Source organism: Bradyrhizobium hipponense (assembly GCF_008123965.1).
GTDB lineage: Bacteria > Pseudomonadota > Alphaproteobacteria > Rhizobiales > Xanthobacteraceae > Bradyrhizobium > Bradyrhizobium hipponense.
Genome location: NZ_VSTH01000013.1, coordinates 15,763 through 38,268, shown reverse-complemented (window position 1 = coordinate 38,268; position 22,506 = coordinate 15,763). Strand labels below are relative to the sequence as shown.

Sequence of the window (22,506 nt, the reverse complement as noted above, 5' to 3'; positions counted from 1 at the left end):
GCATGAACTAATTCTTGTTATATATTATCTCCCAATAATTCGGGAGGATGCGCGTGTATACCCAAGCGCTGAATATGGCTGAGGCCGACGACCGCCATATCGAGGATGTGGCGCGTGCTGCACAGTTCCAGGCCCGCATCGATGCCGAGGAACGCATCGAGCCGAATGACTGGATGCCGGCGGCCTATCGCAAGACGCTAACGCGCCAGATCTCCCAGCACGCCCATTCCGAAATCGTCGGCATGCTGCCCGAGGGCAACTGGATCACGCGCGCGCCGAGCTTGCGCCGCAAGGCCGCGCTGCTGGCCAAAGTGCAGGACGAGTGCGGCCACGGGCTCTATCTCTATGCCGCTGCCGAGACGCTCGGCACCTCGCGCGAGGAGCTGGTCGACGCGATGCTCGCCGGCAAGGCCAAGTATTCTTCGATCTTCAACTATCCGACGCTGACCTGGGCCGACATCGGCACCATCGGCTGGCTGGTCGACGGCGCCGCGATCATGAACCAGATCCCGCTGTGCCGCTGCTCCTATGGCCCCTATGCCCGCGCGATGATCCGCGTCTGCAAGGAGGAGTCCTTTCATCAGCGCCAGGGTTACGAGATCATGCTGACGCTCTGCCGCGGCTCGGCCGAACAGAAGGCGATGGCGCAGGACGCACTGAATAGGTGGTGGTGGCCGGTGCTGATGATGTTCGGTCCGCCCGATGCCACCAGCCAGCACAGCGACACCTCGACGAAGTGGAAGATCAAGCGCTTCTCCAACGACGAGCTGCGCCAGAAATTCGTCGATGCCACCGTGCCGCAGGCGCAATATCTCGGCCTCGCCATTCCCGATCCCGATATGACGCAGGATGCCGACGGGCATTGGCGCTACAGCGAGATCGACTGGACCGAGTTCAAGCAGGTGCTTGCCGGCAATGGCCCCTGCAACCGTGACCGCATGGCCGCACGCCGCAAGGCCCATGAGGACGGCGCCTGGGTGCGCGAGGCTGCTGCTGCGTATGCCGCGAAGCGTGCGCATCGTCAGACCGCGCAAGCGGCCGAGTAGGGAGATCGCGATGGCCACGCCGAACACGCCGCTGTGGGAAGTCTTCATTCGCAGCCGCAACGGGCTTGCGCACAAGCATGTGGGCTCCCTGCACGCGAGCGACGCCACGATGGCGCTCCAGGCCGCTCGTGATATCTACACCCGCCGCGGCGAGGGCCTCTCGATCTGGGTGGTGCCGTCGACTGCGATCACCGCGAGCGATCCTGCCGAAAAGGGGATGATGTTCGAACCGGCGGAGACGAAGATTTATCGGCACCCGACGTTCTATGAGGTGCCGGACGAAGTGGGCCACATGTGATGTCCGTCGCCAACATCCAGGTCTCTGAAACGCCGCAGGTGCTGTACGCGCTGCGCCGCGCCGACGACGCGCTGATCCTCGGCCACCGGCTGTCGGAATGGTGCGGGCATGCGCCGATGCTGGAAGAGGACATGGCGCTCTCCAACATCGCGCTCGATCTCATCGGGCAGGCGCGCGAGCTCTATACTTACGCGGCCAAGATCGAAGGCAAGGACAACGACGAGGACAAGCTCGCTTACTTGCGCGACGTGCGCCAGTATCGCAACCTGCTGCTGGTCGAGCAGCCGAACGGCGATTGTGCGCAGACGCTGGTGCGGCAGTTCTTCTATTCCGCCTTCGCCGACCTCTACTGGCGCGCGATGATGAACTCGCGCGATGCGACGCTGGCCGCCATTGCTGCGAAATCCGAGAAGGAGAGCGCCTATCATCTTCGCCATGCCTCGGAATGGATCATCCGGCTCGGCGACGGTACGGAAGAAAGCCACGCCCGCGCGCAGGCCGCGATCGATTATCTCTGGGCCTTCTCCGGCGAGATGTTTGCGGTCGATGCCGGCGAGCGCAGCCTGATCCATGCCGGTATCGCGATCGACCCCGAGGGCCTGCGCGATCGCTGGCTGAACACCGTCACGGGCGTGATCGGTGAAGCCACGCTCACGTTGCCGCAAAACGACTGGATGCAGCAGGGCGGCCGTGTCGGCCGGCACAGCGAGCATCTCGGCCATCTCCTCAGCGAGCTGCAATCGATGCAGCGCACATTCCCGGGGCTGACATGGTGACCGTGCTGAACAGGAATGCCGAGCTGCGCCAGCGCGCCTGGGACGCCGCGGCGAGCGTGGTTGATCCCGAAATTCCAGTGCTGACCATTGCCGATCTCGGAGTGCTGCGCGATGTTGTTCTCGATGGAGATCATGTCGAGGTCGCGATCACCCCAACCTACTCGGGTTGCCCGGCCATGAACATGATCGCGCTCGAAATCGAGCTGGCGCTGGAGCGCGCCGGCTTCGGCCGTCCAAGCGTGCGCACCGTGCTGTCGCCGGCCTGGACCACGGACTGGATGAGCGAAGAGGGACGCCGGAAGCTGCGCGCCTACGGCATTGCGCCGCCCCAAGCCTCGAACTCACGCCGCGCGCTGTTCGGCGAGCAGGCAGTCGAATGCCCGCAATGCGGGTCGGGCAACACCGAGCTTCTGTCCGAGTTCGGCTCGACCTCCTGCAAGGCGCTCTGGCGCTGCAAGGCCTGCCGCGAACCGTTCGACTATTTCAAGTGTCATTGAGAGACGCACGATGCCAACCCCAATCGTCATTGCGAGCGAAGCGAAGCAATCCAGACTGCCTCCGCGGCGACAGTCTGGATTGCTTCGTCGCATCAGCGCAAAATTGCTTCGCAATTTTGTCGCGAGCTCCTCGCAATGACGGTTGTGGCTTAAATTTAGAATGCCCGTGATGTCAGCAACCGCACCGCGCTTCCATCGTCTGGCCGTCAACGATCTCCGCCGCGAGGCGGCGGACGCCGTGTCGATGACCTTCGCCATTCCATCGGAGCTGAAGAGCGACTACGCCTTCGCTCCCGGCCAATACCTCACGCTCCGCACCACCTTCGACGGCGAGGAGGTGCGACGCTCGTATTCCATCTGCTCCGGTCCTGACGACGGCGAAATCCGCATCGCCGTGAAGAAGGTCGACGGCGGTGCGTTTTCGAGCTGGGCGGCCGACGAGTTGAAATGCGGCGACGAACTCGACGTGATGACGCCGACCGGTCGTTTCGGTGCAATCCCGCCGGCCGACAGCGCGCGCGTCCATGTCGGCTTTGCCGCAGGCTCAGGCATCACGCCGATCCTGTCGATCGTCAAGGGTGTGCTGGCGCGCGAGCCGGACAGCCGCTTCTTTCTATTCTATGGCAATCGCGCGACCGACAACATCATGTTCCTCGAAGCGCTCGAGGAATTGAAGGATCGTTTCATCGACCGCCTCTCGATCTTCCACGTCATCTCGGGCGAGGAACAGGATATCCCGATCCTGCATGGCCGGCTCGACGGAGAAAAGGTGAGGGTGCTGCTGCGCTCGCTGGTGCCGGCGAAAAGCGTCGATCATGTCTTCGTCTGCGGTCCGCCAGGGATGAGCGAGGAGATCGAGGCAACCTGCCGCGAGCTCGGTATTGCCGGTGACCGCATCCATGTCGAGCGGTTCGTCTCCGAATTCGGCGGCAAGCCGCGGCCGAAGAAGGCCGTTGCTCCCGATGCGCCTCCGAAGGCGATCGCCTCCCTCATCATCGACGGCAAGCGCCGCGAGGTTCCGGTCGCCGACGACGAGGCGATCCTCGATGCTGCGTTGCGCGCCGGCATCGATCTGCCGTTCGCCTGCAAGGGCGGCATGTGCTCGACCTGCCGCGCAAAGCTGGTCGAGGGCGAGGCGCCGATGGATATCAACTATTCCCTGGAGCCCTGGGAGCTGAAGGCCGGATTTGTGCTCACCTGTCAGGCCAAGCCTTCGTCGGCGCGGGTGGTGGTGGATTACGACCACGTTTGACAGCCCTCGGCAACCGGCAGAACATCATGGGAAAACATCCAGCCTGGAGGAGCGCGTGAACGTCAAAGCCGGTCTGTCGCCTGAAGATATTGCTCGCGCCTGCGCTGAGGTGATGTGGACGGAGGACGACGCCTCAAAGGGCCTCGGCATGGAGATCGTCGAGATCGGTCCTGGCATTGCGACGCTGGCAATGAATGTGCGGCCGGACATGGTCAACGGCCAGCGTATCGCGCATGGCGGCTTCATCTTTACGCTCGCCGATTCCGCCTTTGCGTTCGCCTGCAACTCGCACAATGAGCGCGTGGTCGCGGCGCAAGGGCAGATCACCTTCATCAAGCCGGGCAAGCTCGGCGATCGCCTCATTGCGAGAGCGCGCGAGGTTACCCGCGGTGGCCGCTCCGGGATCTATGACGTGCGGGTCACCGCCAGCGACACCGTCATCGCCGAATTCCGCGGGCACTCGCGTGTCATTCCCGGCACGTGGCTGCCGGCGCAAGACTGAGACAAAGATCAACAAAAAGATCAAACCAATGTTGCGGGGAAACGAGGATGGCTCTGATCAGGCTCAAGGAAGGTGGCAATACCTATCGTGCCGAGATGGACGCGCATGAGCGCGCGTCACGCGACGAGATCATGGCGTTACAAAAGCAGCGCCTCGCCTGGTCGCTGAAGCACGCATACGACAACGTCGCGCATTATCGCAAAGCCTTCGACAAGGCGGGCCTGCATCCGTCCGACTTTCGCGAGCTGTCCGATCTCGCAAAATTCCCGTTCACGGTAAAGAGTGATCTGCGCGACAACTATCCTTTCAATATGTTCGCCGTCCCCCGCGAAAAGCTGGTGCGCGTGCATGCCTCCTCCGGCACGACGGGCAAGCCGATCGTGGTCGGCTACACGCAAGCCGACATCGACACCTGGTCGGAGGTGATGGCGCGTTCGATTCGCGCCGCCGGTGGCCGCACCGGCATGATAATCCACAATGCCTACGGCTATGGCCTGTTCACCGGTGGGCTCGGCGTGCACTACGGTGCCGAGAAGCTCGGCTGCACGGTGGTGCCGATCTCCGGTGGCATGACCGAGCGCCAGGTGCAGCTCATCAATGATTTCCGCCCCGACATCATCACGGTGACGCCGAGTTACATGCTGGCGATCCTGGACGAGTTCAAGCGCCAGAAGCTCGATCCGCGCCAATGCTCGCTCAACGTCGGCATCTTCGGCGCCGAGCCCTGGACCAATGCCATGCGCGGCGAGATCGAGGAAGCCTTCGACATGGATGCGACCGACATCTATGGCCTCTCCGAAGTGATCGGCCCCGGCGTGGCGCAGGAGTGCATTGAGAGCAAGGACGGCCTGCACATCTGGGAGGATCATTTCTATCCCGAGGTGATTGATCCCGAGACCGGCGCGGTACTGCCGGATGGCGAGAAGGGCGAACTGGTCTTTACCTCGCTGACCAAGGAAGCCTTCCCGGTGATCCGCTATCGAACCCGGGACCTCACGCGGCTGCTGCCGGGCACGGCGCGGCCGGGCATGCGGCGGATGGAGAAGGTGACGGGCCGCTCGGATGACATGATCATCCTACGCGGCGTCAATCTGTTCCCGACCCAGATCGAGGAAGTCCTGCTCGCGACCGATTGGTGCGGCGGCCACTTCATCCTCGAGTTGACCCGCGAGGGCCGCATGGACGAGCTGACCATCATTGCGGAAGCGCGACCGGAGAGTTGGGACGGCCGGGGCCTGCCCGACCATGCCGACCGGATCTCGACCCATATCAAGAACACGATCGGGATCACGGCGAAAGTGCGGGTGGTCGCACCCGCAACGCTGGAGCGTTCGCTCGGAAAGGCGAAGCGGCTCCTTGACAAGCGGCCGAAGGATTGACTTGACCACCCGCAAAGGCGACAAGGCCCGCGACAAGTCGCGGGTCTTTCAATGTCAGGAACCGATACCAAAGCCGTTGAAGCACGTTGCGTGCGCCTTCTTGCCAAGGCCGAGAACGCGGCGGCGCTCGCGCCTCGCGTCGAGCATCGCACGCTCGCCCGCGGTGCCAACGACCTCCTGATTGAGCTCAAGGCAGCGGCGGTCAATCCGTCCGACGTCAAGGCTGCAACTGGGCTGATGTCCTACGCTGTATTCCCGCGCACGCCCGGGCGCGATTACGCCGGTGTGGTGATCGACGGACCCCCTGGCACGGTCGGCCGCGAAGTGTTCGGCTCCTCCGGCGATCTCGGCATCCGCCGCGACGGCACTCATGCCACGCATCTCGTCGTCGAAGCCGATGCAGTGGTGGAGAAGCCGAAGAACGTGTCCTGGGAAGAGGCTGCCGGCATCGGCGTTCCCTTTGTCACCGCCATGGAAGGCTTTCGCCGCGCCGGCTTGCCCAAGCAAAGCGAGACCGTGCTGGTGATGGGCGTCAACGGCAAGGTCGGCCAGGCCGCGGTGCAGATTGCGACCTGGCAGGGCGCGCGGGTCATCGGGGTGGTGCGCAAGGCGGAAGCTTATGAGGGCCACGCCAACGCGCCGATCGAGGTGATCGATGCGTCCGCCACGGACGTCGCAACGCGCGTGCGCGAAGCGACCGGCGGCAAGGGCGCAGATATCGTTTTCAACACGGTGGGCGATCCCTATTTCCAGGCCGCGCACAAATCCCTCGCACTTCGCGGCCGCCAGATCCTGATCGCCGCGATCGACCGCATCGTGCAGTTCAACATCCTCGAATTCTATCGCGGACAGCACACCTATGTCGGCATCGACACGCTCGGCCTGTCCTCGACGGCGACGGGCGCGGTGCTGCGCGAACTCAGCCCCGGCTTTGCAAGTGGTCACCTGAAACCGTTCTCGATCAAGGCGAATGCTGTCTATCCGCTCGAGCGCGCCAGGGAGGCCTATGTTGCGGTCGCCGGCTCGTCGCGCGATCGGGTGATCCTAAAGCCGTGAACTCGTCATTGCGAGCGCAGCGAAGCAATCCAGAAATGTATCCGTGGAGACGGACTGGATTGCTTCGCTGTGCTCGCAATGACGGAGAATGGCGAGGCGTCTGAGGACAATCGATGGAATCGACACAACTCGTCATCCTTGCTGGCCTCGCCATCGGTCTCGTCTACGGTGTCGTCGGCCTGCTCAGCGGCTTCTGCTTGATGAGTAGCATGCGCGGCTTTCTCGCCAAGGGTGACGCCCGGCTGGTGCGGACTTATGCGCTGGCGATGGCGGTCGCGATCACGGTGAGTCAGCTCCTCGCCGGCAGCGGCACGGTCGACCTCGGTAAGTCGATCTACCTGCAACAGACGTTTTCGGCGCCGGTGCTGTTCCTTGGCGGCCTGCTGTTCGGCTACGGCATGGTGCTATCGAACGGCTGCGGCTCGCGCGCGCTGGTTCTGCTCGGCCGCGGCAATCTCCGCTCGTTCGTGGTGGTGATCGTGCTCGCCATCGCCGCACAGATGACGCTCAAGGGTCTGATTGCGCCAGCTCGCATCGCGCTGGTTCAGGCGTCGCAAACCACGATCAATGCGAATTCGCTGCCCTCCCTGCTGGCGATGCTTGGCTTTGGCGAAGCCGCCTCGCGCGCGCTGGCTTCTGCCGCAATCGTCGTCGCCTTGGTCCTGTTTGCGTTCGCCCATCCGGCATACCGACGCTCGCCGGGGCAGATCGCGGCCGGCATCACAGTCGGCCTGCTCGTCGCGAGCGGCTGGTTCGTCACCGGCTACCTCGGTGCCGATGATTTCAACCCAGTCCCGGTGACCTCGCTCACCTTCATCGCGCCGATCGCGGATGCGCTGCAATACGCCATGCTCTCGACCGGCCTGACGCTGAACTTCGGCATCGCGACGGTTGCGGGCGTCTTCGCCGGCAGCCTGGTCACGGCGCTCGTCACCGGCAACTTTCATCTCGAAGGTTACTCTTCGCCGCGCCACATGATGCGCTCAGGCAGCGGCGCCGCGCTGATGGGCATCGGCGGCGTGATGGCGTTCGGCTGCTCGATCGGGCAGGGGCTGACCGGCCTGTCGACGCTTGCAGTCGCGTCGTTCGTCGCGGTCGCCGGCATCCTGCTCGGCACGACGGCAGGCCTGCGCGGAGCGCTGCGCGTTCAGCCGCTCGCGGCAGCCTGACTGCGCAGCGGTCGGTTGCCCAGCGTCGCAAGGCCGATGCCGGCGACGATGAGTGCAGCGGCGACGGCCAAGCTCAGATCGATGGGTTCACCGAGCAGGATCGCGGCGCTGGCGATGCCCACGATCGGCGTCCCGGTGGTGCCGAGCGACGTCGTCAGGGCCGAGATGCTCCTGTTGACCATCGACATGGCCCAATAGGCGAGCACCGTTCCGATCAGGCCCGAATACAGGAATAGCAGGACGAGCCTCCACGACCATTCTGCATGCGGCACGCCGTCGCTGATTGTCGCGGTGATCGACAGCACCACCGTCGCCACCAGCACCTGCCAGATCAGGAGCTGAAGCGGGGACGCGATCCAGCGATGTTCGCGGATATAAATGATGTTTGCGGCCCAGCAGATCGCGGCCAGAATGACCATGCCTGCGCCGAGCACGACGTTGAGGTTGGTCCAGTCGATCGAGAACGGGTTCAGGATCACAGCAAGGCCGATCAGCCCGAGAAGTGCGCCGGCAAGCTTAGGCGCGGTCAGCGTGTCCTTCCCGAGCAGCGGCGCAGCAAGCGCGACCCAGAGCGGCGTCGTGTAGCCCAGCACGATGCCCTTGCTCGCGGGCAGGAAGCGCAGGCCCGCCGCGACCAAGGTCGAGAACAGCGTCATGTGCAGCAGCGCGACGCTGAGGACCACTGGGATGTCGCGCCGCTCCGGGATCACCAGATTGTTGCTCAGTCCGAGGATCGCAGCGAGGCCGATCAGCGCGATCCAGCTCCGGATTGCCGCGGTCCACAGCGGCGGAACGAACTGCACCAGCTGTTTGGTCACCGACCGGTTCACGCCCCAGGCCAGCACGACGATCAGGAACAGGCCGACGGCCGCGCGCGAGGATAGAGGGGAGTTCATTGCGAGATCCTTGATGTAGTCTGATCCCGCAGATAGCATCACGGTTGGCACCTTAAAAAGTGCCAGATAGAGAAGGAATAAGGTGCCAGTTTCAGAAGCGATGATTTCTGGAATGTTCGATCTGAACCGCGCCGGCGAGGAAGGGCTCGCGGCTCAGTTGACGAGCCAGCTCAGGGGCCTGATCGCGAGCGGCCGCATCGGCAAGGGGCAGGCGCTCCCGTCGAGCCGCCGGCTTGCGAGCGATCTCGGCGTCTCGCGTAACACCGTAACGTATGCGTTCGAGCAACTTGCCGCCGAAGGATATCTGGAGACATCGCACGGCCGGCGCCCGGCGGTAACAGTCGACGGTGGCGAGCACATCGAAAGTGCAGGCGGTGCCGCGTCGCGCGTGCGCTCGGCGAAGCCTCGGCTCTCTCCCTGGGCCTCGAAGCTCAGCCAGATGGACTGGCCGATGTCCTATCTGGCGCCGCTGCGTCCCTTGCGTCCGGGACACGGCGATTTCAGGGAGTTTCCCAATGAGGTCTGGGCGCGCTGCCTGCGCCGCAGCGCCGTGCGTGCGGGAAGGCGCGAGCTCGGCCCGATCAACCGGCCGCGCCTGCGCGAGGCGCTGGCGCATTATCTTGCGACTAGCAGGGGCGTGCGCGCCACGGCAGACCAGATCATGATCCTGCCGAGCGCCCAGGCCGCGCTGACCCTGATCGCAGCCACGCTCATCACGCCCGGCGATGACGTGTGGGTCGAGGATCCCGGCTATCCCGGGGCTGCGGCCGCGTTCCGCGCTTCTGGTGCACGTGTGATCGGCGTCGGGCTTGACCAGCAGGGCATGCAGCGTATGTCTGGAACGGCGGCTCCAACGCTTATCTTCATGACGCCATCGCACCAGCACCCGACCGGGCGGCTGATGTCGCTGGCCCGCCGCACCGAGTTTCTCAACGCGAGCCGGCCCGGCAAGACCTGGATCGTGGAGGACGATTACGACGGTGAATTCCACTATGACAGCCGGCCGGTGCCGGCGTTGCAGGGGCTCGATGCCCATGGCCGGGTGTTCTATGTCGGCACCTTCTCCAAGGCGATGATGTCGGATATCCGGCTCGGCTATCTCGTCGTGCCGCCGGCCATGGTCGCCACGCTGGAAGTTGCACAACGGCACATCGGGCTGATGGCCGCCAGCCATATCCAGGAAGCGCTGGCTGAGTTCATCGCCGACGGACACTTTCTCGCGCATGTCCGGCGGATGCGGCGGATCTATCATGCCCGCCGCGACCACCTCGTCGATGGTCTGCAGCGCCATCTGGGCGAGTTGCTCTCGGTCGAGGTGCCCGCGGGCGGCATCCAGCTTGTTGCACGTTTCAAGCGCAGCAGGGCCGATCGGGCGGCGGTCAAGCGGCTGGTCGAGGCAGGTGTCGAGACTCGCGCCTTGTCCAGCCTGTCGCTTGGCCGGCCGCGCGATCAAGGCTTGTTGCTCGGCTTTGCCGCCTGGCGTGAGAGCGAGATCAGCGCAGCCGTGCGAACGATGGAGTCGTGCTTCTAGAGCAGTCGCGCTATTCCACGGCTTTTGTGACGATGCGGATCTCAGAAGTCAGCGTCCGGTGCACCGGACATTTGTCGGCGATCTCCATTAGCTTCTTGCGCTGCTCGGCATCGAGCGTACCCTCGATCGCGATATCGCGCTCGATCTGGTCGAGCATGCCCTCGCGCGTCTCGCACTCCTCGCAGTCCTTGGCGTAGATCTTGGAATGCTTCAGGGTGACGGTGACGCGGTCGAGCGGCAGCGCCTTGCGGTCGGCATAAAGGCGCATGGTCATGGATGTGCAGGCGCCGAGACCGGCGAGCAGGAAATCGTAAGGGCCGGGGCCGGCATCCTCGCCACCGGCGGCAACCGGCTCGTCCGCCACCAAGCGATGCGGGCCAACGCTAACGGTCTGGTTGAACTTGCTCTTGCGCGTTTCCCGGACCACGACCTGACGCGGCGCCTCGGGAAGATCCATCGCTTTCGCAGGTTTTGCGGCGTCGACGTATCGGCTGGCCCAGGCAGCGATCACGTCCGCCGCATAGAGCGCATCGGCCGGCCTGGTCAGGAGATGATCGGCGTGGTCGAGCGAGACAAAGCTCTTGGGGTGCTTGGCCGAGACGAAGATCTTGGTCGCGTTGTCGATCCCGACTGTGTCGTCGATCGGTGAATGCATCACCAGCAGCGCCCTGTGCAGCACGGCCACGTCCTTCATCAACTCATGCTCGACAATGTCGTCGAGGAATTCGCGCTTGATCCTGAACGGGCGCCCCGCCAGCGAGACCTCGACTTCGCCCTGCGTGCGGATGTTGTCGATGTGCTCGCTGAACAGGCCGGTGACATGGACGGGATCGGACGGCGCCGCGATGGTCACAACCGCCTTGGCCTCGGGAATTTCTCCGGCCGCGGCGAGAATCGCGGCGCCGCCGAGGCTGTGGCCGATCAGGATCGACGGCGCCTTGCGCGCCGCTCGCAGATGATCGGCGGCGTGAACGAGATCGGCGACGTTGGAGGAGAAGGTCGAATTGGCAAAGTCGCCTTCACTGGAGCCGAGCCCAGTGAAGTCGAAGCGCAGCACGGCGATGCTCTTGGCGGCAAGCGCGACCGAGATGCGCTTGGCCGCCAATGTGTCCTTGCCGCAGGTGAAGCAGTGCGCGAACAGCGCGTAAGCCACAGGCTCGCCATCCGGCAGTTCCAGCGCGGCCGCGAGTTGGTGGCCGCCTTCGCCCGTAAATTGAAAGCGTTCCGTCGGCATGGGCTCCCCCGTTTCAAAGTTCTAATCGTCGGAGTAGCGCTGTTCGGTCCAGGGATCGCCGCGATTATGGTAGCCGCGGACCTCCCAGAAGCCCGGCGCGTCCTCGGTGAGGAATTCGATGGCCTGGAGCCATTTGGCGCTCTTCCAGAAATACAGATGCGGCACGACGAGCCGCACCGGGCCGCCGTGCTCGTCCGACAGCGGCTGACCCGACCAGCTATGGGCAAGCAGCGCGTCTTCGGCGGCAAAGTCTTCCAGGGCAAGGTTGGTGGTGTAGCCGTCATGGGAATGCAGCACCACGAAGCGGGCGTCGTCGCGCGGCTGGCAGGCCGCGAGCAGCTCGCGCGTCGCAAGCCCCTCCCATTGGTTGTCGTAGCGCGACCAGGTGGTGACGCAGTGTATGTCGGAAGTGAGTTGCACCAGCTTTTGCGCGGTGAATTCGGCAAAGGTCCAGAACACGGGGTTCTCGATCGCGCCATAGACGTCGAGCCGCCAGCGCTCACGCGCGATCGGTGGCACGACGCCGAGATCGAGCACCGGCCAGTCCTTGGTGAGGTGCTGGCCGGGCGGCAACCGCTGGTCTTCCGGCCGCGCGATCCGTCCCGTGAGGAACTGGCCGTCGCGCGCCCATATTTGCTTGGTGCGCGTCAGTTTGCTGTCGGGTGGCAGCTCGTTGTCGTCGGCCATGGCCTACTCGTGGCGGTGCATCGCGGAGGCATGCTTGGTGTCGCGCATCGTAGCATAGATGATCAGCGATAGGCAGATCACGCCGGCGAGATAGAAATAGAACCATTCCTCGCGCCCGATGCTCTTGAAGTAGAGAGCGATCGCCGGTGCGGTGCCGCCGAAGATCGAGACCGTGATCGCATAAGGCAGGCCGACGCCGAGCGCGCGGACATTGGTCGGGAACAGCTCGGCCTTCACTACCGCGTTGATCGAGGTGTAGCCGGCCACGAACAGCCAGGCGCAACAGATCAAGATGAACGCCATGAACGGCGACTTGGTCTCCTTCAGCGTCATCAGCAGCGGCACGGTCGCCAGTGTTCCGGCGACGCCGAAGAAGATCAGCAGCGGCTTGCGCCCGATCTTGTCGGAGATCGCGCCGTAGATCGGTTGCAGGATGGTGGCGAAGATCAGCGTGCCGAAGATCACGAAGGTGGTCTGGTCCTCGGTCAGCCCGACCGAGAGCTTTACGAAGGTCTGCATGTAGGTGGTGAAGGTGTAGAACGCCGCGGTGCCGCCGGCGGTCAGGCCGGCAACCAGCAATAGCTCCCGCGGATGCTTCAGCAGATTCGTGATCGAGCCGGTCGGCTTCACCACCTTCCTGGCTTCCTCGAACGCCTCGGTCTCGTGCAGTCCGCGCCGCATCACCGCGGCAAAAATCGCGAGCATGGCGCCGATCGCGAATGGGATGCGCCAGCCCCAGGCTCTCAATTCTTCGGGCGTAAGGAAGACTTTTTGCAGGAGCAGCAGCACGAGGATCGCGGTGAGCTGGCCGCCGATCAGCGTGACGTATTGGAAGCTCGAATAGAAGCCGCGGTGCTTGGGATCGGCGACCTCGCTGAGGTAGGTCGCGCTGGCGCCATATTCACCGCCGAGGCTCAAGCCCTCGATGACGCGTGCCAGCGCCAGGATCACCGGCGCGGCTAAGCCGATCGTGGCATAGGTCGGCGTCAGCGCGATGATCAGCGAGCCGAAGCACATGAAGACGACCGATAACGTCAGGGAAATGCGCCGCCCGAAATGATCGGCGATATAGCCGAACAACCAGCCGCCCAAGGGGCGCATCAGGAACGTCGCCGCGAACACGACGGCGACGTTCAGTTGCTGCACGACGGGATCGTTGCCGGGAAAGAAGGCCGGAGCGAAATAGAGCGCGAACGCCGTATAAGCGTAGAAATCGTACCATTCGACGAGATTTCCGATCGAGCCGATGAAGATCGCCTTGATCCGCCGCTCGGCGTCGGCGACGTCAAAATGCTCGGAGGCCGGTTGGGTTGCTTGCTCAGTCACGTCCGGCCTCTCACTCCGCTGATTGTGGGAGGCCTACATCGCCTTTCCAAACAGAAATGGCAACTGGCGCGGGCCCCTGACGGTTCCCTGGGACCAGGTCACAGTGCCGGCCGGATCGAGGCGGAAATCCGGAATCCGCTTCAGCCATTCCTCCAGCGCAACCTGCATCTCCATCCGCGCCAGATTGGAGCCGACGCAGCGGTGGATGCCGAGACCGAACGCGGCGTGGCGGTTTTCCCGGCGGTCGATCACGACCTTGTCAGCGTCGGGAAACATCTTGGGGTCACGGTTGGCGGCCGGGAAGGACAGCAGCACCATATTGCCCGGCTTCACCGGACAGCCCGAGATCGTGGTCTCGCCGACCACCTCGCGGGCCATCGTCACCGGTGAGTAGGCACGCAGCAGCTCCTCCACCGCGGTCGGGATCAGGCCGGGCTCGGCGATCAGGCGCTCGCGGTCGGCGGGTGTCCGGGCGAGGTGCCACAGCGAGGAGCCGATCGCGCTCCAGGTGGTGTCGATGCCGGCGATCAGGAGCAGCCGTAGCGAGCCCAGCACGTGGGAGTCCTCAAGCGGCTGGCCCTCTTTGTCGCGGGCGTTCATCAGATAGGAGATGAGGTCGTCGGTCGGCTTTTCCTTGCGCGCCTCGATTTGGGCGCTGAAGTAGGCGCTCATCTCGTGCACGGCCTGGAGCAGCATGTTCTCGTCCTTGATGCCGAGCTCCAGAATCATGTGGATCCAGTTGATGAAGAGATCGCTGTCGCTCTCGGGAATGCCGAGCATGTGGGCGATCGCCTGAACCGGGATGTACTTGCTGTAGCGCGCCGCGGCATCAACCCGGCCGTCGGCGATGAAGCCGTCGATCAGCTCGTTGCAGATGGCGCGGACGCGCGGCTCGAGCTTCTTCATTGCGTCCGGCGTGAAGGGCGGCAGCAGCAATTGCTTGGCTGGCTTGTGCGCGGGAGGATCGGAGGTGATCGGCGGAGCGGCGTTCCTGGCAGGCTCAGGCCGCGCGTCACGCACGATGATGCGGCGCGAGGAGAAATGTTCGGTGTCGTTGGCAATTTCGCGCACGGCTTCGTAGGTGGTCGGCATATAGCAGCCGAGGAAGCGCTCGGTGTGCACGATCGGGCTTGCAGCCCGCAGTGCGTCCCAGATCGGAAACGGATCTTCTGTCCACCGCGGATCGGTGTGGTCGAAATCGTTGACCCAGTCGGTCACGGGCGGATGGGCGGCGGGCTGGCTGACGTCGGACATCTCGAAAATCCCTTGGGGCTCGTGATCTCTGCAGGTACGCAAGCGGGCGAAAGCCGCGCTACTCCTCGATCACATCGATTGCGATTTCCGGGCAATTGGACCTGGCAAGCCAAGCCTTGTCTTCGAGGCCCGGCGGAACCATGCCGTCGCCGGCCTCGTGGGCATTGCCGTATTCGTCGAGCTCGAACAGCTCCGGCGCGAGCGCCTTGCAGCGCGCGTGGCCCTGGCATTTGTCGGGATCGACTTGAACCCTCAGTCGCTCTGTCATCGCGCCTTCCTTGGTCGTGTGTGCGCCGCGCCCGAAGGCGCGCGCGTTCCTCATGTCAGTTTTTATCCACGGCCTTCGCCGCAGCTTCTTAAGTTATAGTATATTACATTGGCGATGGGCTTCCCCTGTCAAGCGCAAACTTATAGTGGACAGTCCAGCAATAGCTGCGAAAACGTCATCAAATACTGCGAAAGTTTCCAGCCTTGGCGGGCCTCGTAAAAACGCGGAAGTATCGGTTCGGACACAGCCCTCTCAAGGCTGAAACAGGGTTCGATTCCCCTAGGGAGCGCCAGCAAACTCAAGCACTTAGGTAGCCATTCAGCCGCGTTCGCTGAATAAGACGCTGGCGAACAGCGGCGAACGCTTGCGGAATCTGCTGCCGACATTAGCAGACTAGCCTCGGCGCGAAGTCTCACTGTGACTGGCGCATGCGCGAGAAGATTTCCTCGTCGCCCTTGGTGTCCGGAAATATTCAAACCGCCGCTGACGTGCGCTGTTGTACGCGAGCGCCCTCGGACGTTCGCATTGACGTTGCTCGTCGCACAATCAACTCTTGTCCTCTCGAGCTTTGTGCAAATAGGAGGGCCAGTGAGATACTCTCGACGAGAGAAAGCTGGCGGACAACAGTCACAAGTCAGTCTATCCGCTCCGAGTGCCGTAGAACCAAGCACGATGCCATTCGCCCAGCGGCTCACCTGCACGATTGACGACGCATGCGAAGTGACCGGCTTGGGACGCACGAAGCTTTATGAATTGATGGGAGCTGGGCATATCGTCACGACAACGATCGGACGTCGACGACTAGTAGTGGTGCGCTCGCTTCTGGCGCTCCTTGACACCAACATGTCGAACTCAGCAACAGCTGCGACGAATTTCTAGAGCCTGGAGCGAAGGTCCTCACCACCGTGAAGGCGATCATCTATTGATACCGTCGATTGCGTTCGTTCTGCTTTGTCGAGGTTGTTTCTGGTGCGAAACTGTTGCAGTTAGCGAACCTTGGGGCGGAGCCGTTTCACGCGACTAGTTCCGACCGTTCGGAGGACTGCATGTCGGGTGTGTAAGTCAGTCCCATGATGGATTGGAGCGAGAGTTCAAGTTTATCAATTGGTTAGATGGCCGCGTGTGCACGACGTGTGCACCGGGAGATCAAGAAAAATCTAATGAAGGCTAGTGTCGGCGGTCGTCCTTGAAGTGGATTGATGTCCGGAGAAGTGTGAACGGCCCTGCGAGTGACGCAGCGGAGCAAGGGCAGGGATCATCATCTAAATCCTGCGGTCGACTCGGCAGAGCTAGGCGTTGGGCCGATAGCCAAGAGACTCGAGAAAGAGAGTGAAGGCAAAAGGTGGTGTCGGGAGTTTGACTGCCTTCAGTGGCTCTTCCCCGGGCGGATATGCATCGTTGGTGTTCACACGACGGCTGCGTAGTCCCAAACATCAGGCGGCAGCTTATCCTTGAGCGTTGCATACATGGCGTCGCGGAACAGTTTCACCGCCGGATACATTCGCCGCCACGGAAACCACCATCATGAAACGCCATGCCGCCGCGGAATGCGCCACCACCGTTGCCACCATGGAAGCCGCCACCACCCTCGCCATGCCACCGCCGTGGAAACCGCCTCCGCCACCACCAAAGCCGCGGTCACCGCGGTCACCGCGGTCACCGCCGTCACCGCCGTCGCCGCCACCGCCACCGCGGGCCAACGCCATTGTTGGCGCCGCCAGACCGACCGACGCAACTGTCAACGCGATTACCGTCTTACGCAACATGACCATTCTCCATCAGAAATACCGCTCTCAACCTCGACGAGCATTGCACGAGGCGATCGCTCCGGAGCGCTGCTGGCTTCGACGTCACCGTTACTCAACTCTGCGCGAAAGATTAGATTGAAATGTTGCAAGCGAGTGGTTCGTCCCTCGATCGGATCGCGGCCGACTCTGCGCTGCAAATCCGTCACATCCGTGAACACGTCCGCCCGGCGGCGAAGTTTATCGGCAATCTGTTTTGACGCCGCCTCCGGCTTCCGAAGATTGGCGCAAGACCGCTACAATTGCAGCAATAGGCCCTAAGTCGGTGCCAAGCGGACCCATACATTTCCGTCGCACCCGGCTTCTCGCAAACGCAATTCCGTCAACAATCGACGTCGCGAACGCAAGAGTTCTTGCCGCAAAGAGCGGCGGCGCTGCTGGGGATATCCATGTCTCGCGATACAGGAGCAATCCGTGGCCAAACGCCCTACACTCACCACCGACAGCGGCATGCCAGTTTCCGACAACCAGAATAGCGTCACGGCGGGGCCTCGCGGCCCGGTGCTGATGCAAGACTTCGTTCTATTCGAGAAGCTTGCGCACCAGAATCGTGAGCGCATTCCCGAACGCGGTCAGCACGCCAAGGGCTCGGGTGCCTATGGCACGCTGACCATCACTCACGATATCTCGAAATACACCAAGGCCAAGGTGTTGCAGAAGGGCGCAAAAACTGAAGCTTTCCTGCGCTTCTCGACGGTGGCGGGCGAGCGCGGTGCCGCGGACGCAGAACGTGACGTGCGCGGCTTCGCGCTGCGCTTCTATACCGAGGAAGGCAATTGGGACATGGTCGGCAACAACACGCCGATATTCTTCGTGCGCGACGCGCTGAAGTTCCCGGACTTGATCCACACGCAGAAGCGGCACCCGAGGACCAATATGCGCTCGCCGACCGCGATGTGGGATTTCTGGTCCCTGTCCCCGGAGAGCCTGCACCAAGTGACCATCCTCATGTCGGATCGCGGCCTGCCGCAGAGTTATCGCCATATCGACGGCTTCGGCTCGCATACCTACTCGTTCATCAATGCCAAGAACGAACGTCACTGGGTCAAATTCCACTTCAAGACCATGCAGGGCATCAAGAACTGGACGAACGCCGAAGCCGCCGAGAAGGTCGCCTACGATCGCGAGACCCATCAGCGCGACCTGTTCGAATCGATCGAAAAGGGCAATTTCCCGAAGTGGAGATTCCTCATCCAGATCATGCCGGAGAGCGATGCCGACAAGCACTGGTACAACCCGTTTGACCTTACGAAAATCTGGCCGCACAAGGATTACCCGCTGATCGAAGTCGGCATCCTCGAGCTGAACCGCAATCCGCAGAACTATTTCGCCGAAGTCGAGCAGGCCGCGCTTTCACCCGCCAATATCGTGCCCGGCATCGGCCACTCGCCAGACAAGATGCTGCAGGCGCGCATTTTCTCCTATGCCGACGCGCATCGCTATCGGGTCGGTGTCAATGCGGATCAGCTTCCCGTCAACAGGCCGCGTTGCCCCGTCCACACCTATAACGTCGATGGCACCATGCGGCTCGCGGGCAATCCGAATCCTGAAGCCTATTACGAGCCAAATTCTTTCAACGGCCCGGTAGAGGACGAGCGTTTCAGCGAGCCGCCGCTGAAAATTTCCGGCGATGCCGACCGCTACAATCACCGCGACGACAACGACGACTATCGTCAGCCCAGGCAACCTGTTCCGGCTCATGACGGCCTCCCAGAAGGAGCAACTCTTCCAAAATTACAAGGCGGCCATGCAAGGCGTTCCGGTCGAGATCGTCAAGCGGCAGATCGCCCACTGCTACAAGGCCGATCGCGAATACGGCGCCGGCGTCGCGAGGGCGATGGGCACCGAGTTCAAACCGCAGACCCTCGCAACGGAGTAGGGTCGCTCGCTTTGCCTGCCGGCGGCGGCGCCCGCGCACCGTCGGCCATCCCCAAAACCAATGGATCGGTCCAGGCGCAAACCTGATCACGCCGGGCGGTCAACCTCACTCTGGAGTCAACGATGTCCAACCGTATTGCACCAAAACTCCTAGCGGAGTTCATCGGCACCTTCGCTTTGATATTCATCGGCGCCGGCGCCGGAGCCGTGATCGGCGATGGTGTCGGCCTGCCCGGTCTCGCCGCGATTGCCTTCGCTCACGGTTTGACCGTCATGGTCTTCGCCTTCGCCTACGGCTCCGTGTCGGGCGGCCATTTCAACCCCTCCGTTACTGTGGGCGTGCTCGCCGCCGGTGCCATGCGTGGCGGCGAGGCGGCTGGTTATATTGTCAGTCAGCTCATTGGCGGTATCATCGGCGCGCTGTTGTTGCGGGCGGTGTTGGGCGGTGCGGAGACCGGCCTCGGTACGCCGGCGCTCGCGCACAACGTCGCTTTGGGTGCCACCACCATCACGGTCACCGCTTGGGCCGGCTTCGTGATCGAGGCCGTCCTCGCCTTTTTCCTGGTCACTGTCGTGCTCAGCACCGCGGTGGCGGGCCGCGCCGGCATCCTCGCGCCGTTGGCAATCGGTATGACCCTGACCCTCAACATCATCATGGGTGGCGCGCTTACGGGCGCCGCCTTCAATCCAGCGCGAGCGCTTGGACCTATGGTCGCGACCGGCAATTTCAACGATGCCTGGCTATATCTGACAGCCCCGATCGTCGGCGCCATTGTCGCTGCCATTCTGCACACGGGCCTCGCCCGGCTCGTCCAGGATCGGATGCCGTCAGCCCGCGCCGCCCGAACACCCGCCGAATGAGTCTCGTTTCGAAACGCGTGTTTCGAAGATCAGTGGAAAATCGCTCCTGCTGCCGATCGGCAGCAGGAGGATCGCTACGTCCTTCGACGATGTTGTTCGCGAACTGCGTTGCGCCACAAAGGGCGGCCCAGTCGATGTGCCCTACCGCGCGGCGTCCGCAATCCCGACCCGTTAATCGAGACAGCGACGGTAATAGCTCGGAGTTTCGCCGGTCAGCCTGTGAAACGCGCTGGTAAATGTGCTAGCATCACTGAAGCCGACCTCAAGTGCAATCGCCGTGACCGAACGTTCGCGATTCGCCAATAGCTGCTTGGCCCGTTCGATTCGCCGGGTCGCGTGATATCGGTGTGGCGGCAGGCCGAAAGAACGTTTGAACGAGCGGGAGAAATGATATGGGCTGAGCCCCGCCAGTTCGGCCAGCGTCGCGAGCGGAATATCGTCGGCGACATGCTCCTCGACATAAGCAGCCACCCGCTTCTGTTGCCACGACGCAAGGCCGCCACGACTGACCGGCTCGTGGAATTCCGTGTCACCGCTGATGCGAAGGAGTTCATGCGTCAGCACGATGCCGAGCGCTTCGGCGTATTGCCGATGCACCGTATCCGCGTTCTCGATCACCGACTTGAGCTTGAGAGCGGTTTGCCAGAGATCGCGATCGTAGAAGAACAGGCGCGGCTTGAATTCGATATCCTCAAATCGCAGCGCGGGATCGGCGAGAGGCCCGCGCGGATCGATGTAGAAGTAGGTTGTGTGCGTCAATGCGCGCGGTCTCTGCCATCCGTGGAAGTCGTGCCCGGCGGGAACGAAAGTCAGTTTGTGCGTGAAATCGCGCAAGGTCGACCGCGGCAGGCCTTCAACAAAGGACTCCCCATCGTAGCGCTCGGCGACTTCTGCTGCAATGAGCAGGTGCCAAGGCGCCCGGAATCCATATTCAAACGGCGTGTGCCGCATGATCTGGACCGTCTCCCCGCGAAAGCCCGACCAAGTCGTGGAACGGCGCTTGGCGATCTCAGGCGGGGAAATATTGACGAGTGGACGAGATTCAAAATGCGGTTGCGGCCATGCCGGCGGGTGCTCGGCGGTCGGACGTCGGCGCGGTGGAAGGGCAGCGGGCGATTCGGCGGAACTGACCATTATTCGATCTCACTCGCTTTGATGCCCGTCCAATCCCAAACGTTATTTGTAGGGCGGTCGCGACGATGAACAAGATGTCGAGTCGCCCCAGCTCACGCCGAGTTGAGACTCGACCGTCACGATCGATTGAGTTTTCGCGTGTTTCGCGCGCAATTTTCGGACGAAGCCGCGGAAACGTCGCCGCGCGCGAACTACCAAAAGACCACGGCGTCAAGACCTTGGCTTGATGCGATGGAGAATTGACGCAGGACAAGGGCGCGATGCCGCACAGAATTGCGCAAGATTAGGGCAATCGCAGCAAGACGGCCAAAGTCGTCTTCAAAATCATCCATACTTCCCAAAGCGACTGGGACTATCTGCGCACCGATAGCGCCTGTTCCCAGCAAAGAGACCGATTGCGTCGACATTACGCACAGCGTGAGACCTTAAGGAGACTGCGGATGCCTTCCAACTCCAATCGCGGCGTGGTTTATCTCAAGCCCGGCCGCGTCGAAGTCCAGAATATCGACTTTCCGACCTTCCGCGATCCGAGAGGAAAGACGATTGATCACGGCGTCATTCTCAAGGTCGTAACGACGAATATCTGCGGCTCCGATCAGCACATGGTGCGCGGTCGCACGACAGCGCCGGCGGGCATGGTGCTCGGACACGAGATCACAGGCGAAGTGATCGAGAAGGGCCGTGACGTCGAATATCTCGAGATTGGCGACCTGGTGTCGGTTCCTTTCAACGTCGCATGCGGACGGTGCCGGACCTGTCGAGAGGGCGACACCGGAGTCTGCCTTCACGTCAACTCCGACCGTGCCGGGGGCGCCTACGGATATGTTGATATGGGCGGATGGATCGGCGGGCAGGCCGACTACGTCATGGTGCCCTATGCCGACTTCAATCTGCTGAAATTTCTGGACAAAGCCCAGGCGATGGACAAGATCCGCGATCTGACCTGCCTCTCCGATATTCTGCCCACTGGATTCCACGGCGCCGTTACCGCCAAGGTCGGCGTCGGATCGACGGTCTACGTCGCCGGGGCAGGGCCGGTTGGGCTTGCGGCGGCCGCGTCCGCGCGTATCCTTGGCGCGGCGGCCGTGCTGATCGGCGATATGAACAAGGAGCGGCTCGCTCATGCCAAGAAAGTCGGCTTCGAGCCGATCGACCTTACCAAGCACGATCGTCTCGGCGAACTCGTTGCTGACGTCCTCGGCGTTCCAGAAGTCGATTCCGCGATCGACTGCGTCGGCTTTGAAGCGAAGGCGCAAGGAACAGACGGCAAAGTCATCGAAGCGCCTGCCGTCGTGCTCAACAGTCTGATGGAAATCACCCGGGCAGCCGGCGCGATCGGCATTCCCGGCCTTTATGTGACCGACGATCCCGGCGCGAAGGAGCAGGCCGCCAAACATGGCAACCTCAGTCTTCGCCTCGGTCTCGGCTGGGCAAAATCTCACGCGCTCCACACCGGCCAGACGCCGGTGCTCAAATACAATCGGCAGCTCATGCAGGCGATACTCTGGGATAGACTGCCCATCGCCAAGATCGTAAATGTCAAGGTGATCGATCTTGAGCAGGCGCCGGAAGGTTACAAAAACTTCGACGCCGGCGTCGCGAACAAGTTCGTCATCGATCCGCACCGGCAACTGCCCAGGGCGGCTTGAGTCAGCTC

General features: G+C 62.7%; 20 protein-coding genes and 1 pseudogene. 13 read left to right on the top strand and 8 right to left on the bottom strand.

From position 1 onward, the window contains the following. Positions 1-53 precede the first annotated feature (53 nt). From paaA to FXV83_RS02110, 9 genes are all read left to right on the top strand, one after another. On the top strand, positions 54-1,046 hold the full coding sequence (paaA, locus tag FXV83_RS02150; RefSeq protein WP_187435600.1) for a 1,2-phenylacetyl-CoA epoxidase subunit PaaA: 993 nt from the start codon (positions 54-56) through the stop codon (positions 1,044-1,046). Positions 1,047-1,056: 10 nt separating this feature from the next. Beyond that, the gene (gene paaB, locus FXV83_RS02145) at positions 1,057-1,344 is read left to right on the top strand and encodes a 1,2-phenylacetyl-CoA epoxidase subunit PaaB (RefSeq protein WP_148737304.1); all 288 of its coding nucleotides are present in this window, start codon (positions 1,057-1,059) and stop codon (positions 1,342-1,344) included. After that, the gene (paaC, locus tag FXV83_RS02140; RefSeq protein ID WP_187435599.1) at positions 1,344-2,120 is read left to right on the top strand and encodes a 1,2-phenylacetyl-CoA epoxidase subunit PaaC; all 777 of its coding nucleotides are present in this window, start codon (positions 1,344-1,346) and stop codon (positions 2,118-2,120) included. The genes paaB and paaC overlap by 1 nt, the downstream gene beginning before the upstream one ends. After that, entirely contained in the window at positions 2,114-2,617 is a 504-nt protein-coding gene (gene paaD, locus FXV83_RS02135) for a 1,2-phenylacetyl-CoA epoxidase subunit PaaD (RefSeq protein ID WP_148737300.1), read from the top strand. The genes paaC and paaD overlap by 7 nt, the downstream gene beginning before the upstream one ends. Before the next feature lie 169 nt (positions 2,618-2,786). Next, positions 2,787-3,869: a 1,2-phenylacetyl-CoA epoxidase subunit PaaE gene (paaE, locus tag FXV83_RS02130; protein ID WP_148737298.1), complete on the top strand. Its 1,083-nt coding sequence runs from the start codon at positions 2,787-2,789 to the stop codon at positions 3,867-3,869. Between the two features lie 55 nt (positions 3,870-3,924). Further along, on the top strand, positions 3,925-4,371 hold the full coding sequence (gene paaI, locus FXV83_RS02125) for a hydroxyphenylacetyl-CoA thioesterase PaaI (RefSeq protein ID WP_148737296.1): 447 nt from the start codon (positions 3,925-3,927) through the stop codon (positions 4,369-4,371). A 47-nt stretch (positions 4,372-4,418) separates the two neighbouring features. Next, positions 4,419-5,750, top strand: a complete 1,332-nt coding sequence (gene paaK / locus FXV83_RS02120; protein ID WP_148737294.1) for a phenylacetate--CoA ligase PaaK — start codon at positions 4,419-4,421, stop codon at positions 5,748-5,750. A gap of 51 nt (positions 5,751-5,801) precedes the next feature. Beyond that, a complete protein-coding gene (locus FXV83_RS02115) occupies positions 5,802-6,806 on the top strand; it encodes a quinone oxidoreductase family protein (RefSeq protein ID WP_148737292.1) in 1,005 nt (334 codons plus the stop codon). Between the two features lie 113 nt (positions 6,807-6,919). Continuing rightward, positions 6,920-7,975 carry a YeeE/YedE family protein gene (locus tag FXV83_RS02110; RefSeq protein WP_148737290.1) on the top strand — a complete coding sequence of 352 codons (1,056 nt, stop codon included), beginning with the start codon at positions 6,920-6,922 and terminating at the stop codon, positions 7,973-7,975. On the opposite strand, the gene FXV83_RS02105 is transcribed toward FXV83_RS02110, so the two are convergent. Next, a complete protein-coding gene (locus tag FXV83_RS02105) occupies positions 7,954-8,871 on the bottom strand; it encodes a DMT family transporter (protein WP_148737288.1) in 918 nt (305 codons plus the stop codon). The genes FXV83_RS02110 and FXV83_RS02105 overlap by 22 nt on opposite strands. A 100-nt stretch (positions 8,872-8,971) precedes the next feature. Between FXV83_RS02105 and pdxR the strand changes: the two genes are divergently transcribed. After that, positions 8,972-10,402 carry a MocR-like pyridoxine biosynthesis transcription factor PdxR gene (gene pdxR, locus FXV83_RS02100; RefSeq protein ID WP_187435610.1) on the top strand — a complete coding sequence of 477 codons (1,431 nt, stop codon included), beginning with the start codon at positions 8,972-8,974 and terminating at the stop codon, positions 10,400-10,402. A gap of 10 nt (positions 10,403-10,412) precedes the next feature. On the opposite strand, the gene FXV83_RS02095 is transcribed toward pdxR, so the two are convergent. From FXV83_RS02095 to FXV83_RS42375, 6 genes are all read right to left on the bottom strand, one after another. After that, a complete protein-coding gene (locus FXV83_RS02095; RefSeq protein WP_148737284.1) occupies positions 10,413-11,636 on the bottom strand; it encodes a bifunctional alpha/beta hydrolase/OsmC family protein in 1,224 nt (407 codons plus the stop codon). Between the two features lie 21 nt (positions 11,637-11,657). Further along, positions 11,658-12,323 carry a sulfite oxidase-like oxidoreductase gene (locus FXV83_RS02090; RefSeq protein WP_148737282.1) on the bottom strand — a complete coding sequence of 222 codons (666 nt, stop codon included), beginning with the start codon at positions 12,321-12,323 and terminating at the stop codon, positions 11,658-11,660. A 3-nt stretch (positions 12,324-12,326) separates the two neighbouring features. Then, a complete protein-coding gene (locus FXV83_RS02085; protein WP_148737280.1) occupies positions 12,327-13,649 on the bottom strand; it encodes an MFS transporter in 1,323 nt (440 codons plus the stop codon). A gap of 33 nt (positions 13,650-13,682) precedes the next feature. Next, positions 13,683-14,903 (bottom strand): cytochrome P450, encoded by a 1,221-nt coding sequence (locus FXV83_RS02080; RefSeq protein ID WP_148737278.1) that lies wholly within the window; start codon positions 14,901-14,903, stop codon positions 13,683-13,685. Between the two features lie 58 nt (positions 14,904-14,961). Next, positions 14,962-15,171 carry a ferredoxin gene (locus tag FXV83_RS02075; protein ID WP_148737276.1) on the bottom strand — a complete coding sequence of 70 codons (210 nt, stop codon included), beginning with the start codon at positions 15,169-15,171 and terminating at the stop codon, positions 14,962-14,964. A gap of 1,445 nt (positions 15,172-16,616) precedes the next feature. Beyond that, positions 16,617-16,937: a hypothetical protein gene (locus FXV83_RS42375; RefSeq protein ID WP_187435598.1), complete on the bottom strand. Its 321-nt coding sequence runs from the start codon at positions 16,935-16,937 to the stop codon at positions 16,617-16,619. A gap of 453 nt (positions 16,938-17,390) precedes the next feature. Here FXV83_RS42375 and FXV83_RS02060 point away from each other — a divergent pair. After that, positions 17,391-18,855, top strand: a pseudogene (locus FXV83_RS02060) (catalase). A 122-nt stretch (positions 18,856-18,977) separates the two neighbouring features. Then, complete coding sequence (locus FXV83_RS02055) at positions 18,978-19,715, top strand: MIP/aquaporin family protein (protein ID WP_148737274.1); 738 nt, start codon at positions 18,978-18,980, stop codon at positions 19,713-19,715. A gap of 171 nt (positions 19,716-19,886) precedes the next feature. Here FXV83_RS02055 and FXV83_RS02050 read toward each other — a convergent pair whose 3' ends face one another. After that, positions 19,887-20,849 (bottom strand): helix-turn-helix domain-containing protein, encoded by a 963-nt coding sequence (locus tag FXV83_RS02050; RefSeq protein WP_148737272.1) that lies wholly within the window; start codon positions 20,847-20,849, stop codon positions 19,887-19,889. Between the two features lie 440 nt (positions 20,850-21,289). On the opposite strand from FXV83_RS02050, the gene fdhA reads away from it, so the two are divergent. Continuing rightward, positions 21,290-22,498, top strand: coding sequence for a formaldehyde dehydrogenase, glutathione-independent (gene fdhA, locus FXV83_RS02045; RefSeq protein WP_148737270.1), 1,209 nt, complete (start codon positions 21,290-21,292; stop codon positions 22,496-22,498). Positions 22,499-22,506 lie beyond the last annotated feature (8 nt).